A 3,287-nucleotide genomic window follows, 5' to 3' on the forward strand; every position below is an offset into this window, starting at 1 on the left:
TTCCCAGTCTGAATAAAATGATGCAGTTATTCCGGGGCAATTCCTGACTATTGTTGGCATTGACTTAAGCCTTACCATCATACCGAGACTGGCAAGATTTTGCGGGCCATTAGCAATGCCAGGTTTAAAGCTTATAAATCAGCTTCAGAAAAAGGCTTTAGTGATGAAGTAGCCAGGAAAAAAGGAGAGTCAGCAGCCAGTGCCAAAAGAGAAAAGCTGTTATCTACATCCTCTCCCGCTCCTCAATCGCCTGGCGGTGGGAGTATTGACAGTTTAAAGTCACGGTCTTCCCTGATCTTCAAAAAACAACCCTCAGTGACGATAGGTCAGCCAGTACCACAAATACCCTGCGTACTCTCTCAAAGCACGTTCACTGCCACTTAAATAACGGGCACTGGGCAACCATCGGCTGATACGAAAAGTATCTTTTGCACCATCAGCCAGCATACCCGGCGCCGGAATTACCTGAAAACCAGCTCGTTCAAAGCTGAGCACTGCCCGTGGCATATGCCAGCCATGGGTCACCAGTAAAACCGAGTGAATATCCTCAGGCAGCATGTCACGGGCATAAACTGCATTTTCCAGGGTGGTCGTGCTTCGATCCTCCTGCCACCGGGTTGCTACGCCAAAATCACGTTTAAGACTTTCTGCCATGGTGGCCGCCTCCGGTCGAAAACCGCCACCACTGACCATAATCGGCAGCTCAGTCTGCCGACTCAGCCACGCGCCATAGCGCAGTCGTTCAAGGGTATACGCGGAAGGACGAAAACCTGACATCTCGGGGCTGATACGCGGTAAACCACCCCCAAGAATCACTATTGCCTGAGGCTCGACACGTTGTGCCTGCGCTGGATTAAAGACCGGGTAACGCTCAAGGCTATGCATGAGTAGCGATGCAACCGGCGGGGTAGAGAACAAATAGAGAATAGCCAGTGCCAGCCAGGCAGCCCATGACTTAAACATCAGTCCCATTATGATCAGCCAAATCATCAACATGAAAACAACAGTGTCACTTGTTTTGGTGAACTTATGCCATCCAAAAAGGAAAAAACGTCAAGTGAAAATCCCACAATCTCAACCTGTTTGATCAACTATCCTGAACAATTCAATAGTTTTAACGACAAGGCTTACGCTGTGCAAGGACCGTTTGAACATCTTGTTTTGGAAATGGCCGTCATCTTTGGTGGTGCATCTTTACTGGGCACCTTGTTTGTCTGGCTGAAACAGCCGATTATTCTCGCTTATATTGGCCTTGGTATGCTGGTTGGTCCTCATGGCCTGGACGCGGTTATCGATGATGGGCATATTGAAGCGGTCTCCACTATGGGGATTATTCTGTTGATGTTTCTGCTAGGGTTGCACCTCCATCCCAGAAACCTGCTCAAACGGTTAAAACAAACGGCACTGGTAACCTTTCTCTGCCTGAGTGTCACGGGTGTCATGATCTGGGCCGTTCTTGTCCTGCTCTTTAGTTTGCCATTGATAGAAGCCTTCATTGCTGGCCTGGCGCTGGCTTTTTCCAGTACCGTGCTCAGTTTAAAGCTGATACCAACCACAACGCTGCACCACAAGCGAACCGGCGAAGTGATGATCAGCATCCTGCTGTTCGAAGATATTCTGGCCATTCTGACCATTCTGGTTCTATACAGCAGCAACCGTGGCGCTCATATCGAGGCTCTATTACTGCCATTAAAAACCTGTGTGTTTGCCCTGGGGGCCTGGAGTTTTGTCCGATTTGTCCTCCTACCGTTCATGGGGCGTTTTGACATTATCTCTGAGTATATTTTTCTGGTGTCACTGGGCTGGTGCCTGACAGCGGCGCAACTGGCGGAATCCTTTGGTCTGTCCCATGAGATTGGTGCTTTTATTGCCGGGGTCAGTATTGCTACATCGCCTATCTCACTGATTATTGCCGAGGGCTTGAAGCCGTTGCGGGAGTTTTTTCTGATCCTGTTCTTTTTTTCGATTGGTGCCCAGTTTGATCCGATGCTGAACAGCCATCTGCTGATGGCTATTGTACTAACGTCAGCAATCGTATTAATCGCCAAGCCCATACTGTTTAAATATTTGCTCCAGCATTTGACAGGCGAACGAAGCGATAATGCCCGGGAGATGGGATTACGTTTGGGACAGAGCAGCGAGTTCTCTCTGCTTCTGGCCTATGGGGCCATGATGGCAGGCGCAGTGCAGCAGGAGACCGCATTACTGATTGAAGGGGCGGCAATTCTGACCTTTATCGTTTCTACCTATCTGGTAGTGTTCAGACTGCCAACCCCCATATCCCCCAGCAATGAATTAAGAAGTGATTGACGCTCTGCCGATTTTTTTAATGCCATAAAGATACAAAGTAACTTTTTTACGCGGCCGTTTGAGAGTTTGTTGCACAATCGATCGGTTGAACTGTCTCAGCCTGCGTTGTTTCAGCGGTAATCATGTCCAGAATTTTGATGAAGAGCGGCGGTTGCGAGTTCATGCTGTTGACAGGGTGACTCTCGAGATAGTCTGACTTGAGATCCTTTTTATGGACTTTCAGCTCGTCAACTTCCGAACTGGTGAGTCGGCCGGCGGTCAGCCACAATATCCAGTCATGCCTTGTTTCTACCGGATGTTTGGCAAACAACCGGAAGATTCTGGTGGGTAGCTGATGCGATGGCCCTGTTCCATAAATATCGATAAAATCATCAATCAACTTTCGGTCACGGGCAGGCATACCTTCATATGCTGCCTGTTCGAGGAACCACGTATACAGAGACCGATCGTATCTACTGGAAAGCGCCCTGAGATCCCGATTACGGCCACTTATTGCAGAGCCATACAGAGCGTCTGCCATTTCCGGGATTGTTGCAGTGGCCGTGAATAACCGACTACCAAAGAGCTGACTATAGGCACAGATAGCGTCATCAGAAAATGGTAGCCCCTGAACATACCGGGAAGGAGTGATGCTGATGTTCGTCCCGTTATCATCAAAGGGAATGGCCTTGTAGAATTCCTCAGGGTACTCACAAACATTGCTGATGTTTAAAAAACGCACACTGGCATTATGATCTTTTAACGTTTCCGCCAAAACGGTCATGGCCTCTTTCGAGAAATAGTCCAGGCAAACCTGTTGCACCGGATGATCCTGCCAACGTTTGAACTCGGCAAATCGCTCAGCAGATGAGAAAATATGGCGTTTCATACCAGTAATATATTGGTCGAAAAAACCATTAATAGCTAAGGCATCTATTTCAGCAATACCATTCAGTTCCAAAAAGGCATTGGCATTATGCAATTTCTGGCTAATTACG

3 protein-coding genes are annotated in these 3,287 nt (G+C 48.3%); 1 reads left to right on the plus strand and 2 read right to left on the minus strand.

The window, feature by feature from the left end; translation table 11 throughout:
• Positions 1 to 312 precede the first annotated feature (312 nt).
• Complete coding sequence (locus KDK14_RS09250; RefSeq protein ID WP_257264811.1) at positions 313 to 963, minus strand: YdcF family protein; 651 nt, start codon at positions 961 to 963, stop codon at positions 313 to 315.
• Between the two features lie 66 nt (positions 964 to 1,029).
• On the opposite strand from KDK14_RS09250, the gene KDK14_RS09255 reads away from it, so the two are divergent.
• Positions 1,030 to 2,310: a cation:proton antiporter gene (locus KDK14_RS09255; RefSeq protein WP_257264813.1), complete on the plus strand. Its 1,281-nt coding sequence runs from the start codon at positions 1,030 to 1,032 to the stop codon at positions 2,308 to 2,310.
• A 46-nt stretch (positions 2,311 to 2,356) separates the two neighbouring features.
• On the opposite strand, the gene KDK14_RS09260 is transcribed toward KDK14_RS09255, so the two are convergent.
• Positions 2,357 to 3,287, minus strand: a 931-nt coding sequence (locus tag KDK14_RS09260) for a hypothetical protein (protein WP_257264814.1), incomplete at its 5' end; no start/stop codon positions are given.

Source organism: Endozoicomonas sp. ONNA2, from assembly GCF_024606365.1.
Lineage (GTDB): Bacteria > Pseudomonadota > Gammaproteobacteria > Pseudomonadales > Endozoicomonadaceae > Endozoicomonas.

Bases quoted from the DNA above. Each gene is read 5' to 3' on its own strand.
- KDK14_RS09250 (WP_257264811.1), bottom strand. From the start codon at position 963: ATGTTTAAGTCATGGGCTGCCTGGCTGGCACTGGCTATTCTCTATTTG.
- KDK14_RS09255 (WP_257264813.1), top strand. From the start codon at position 1,030: ATGCCATCCAAAAAGGAAAAAACGTCAAGTGAAAATCCCACAATCTCA.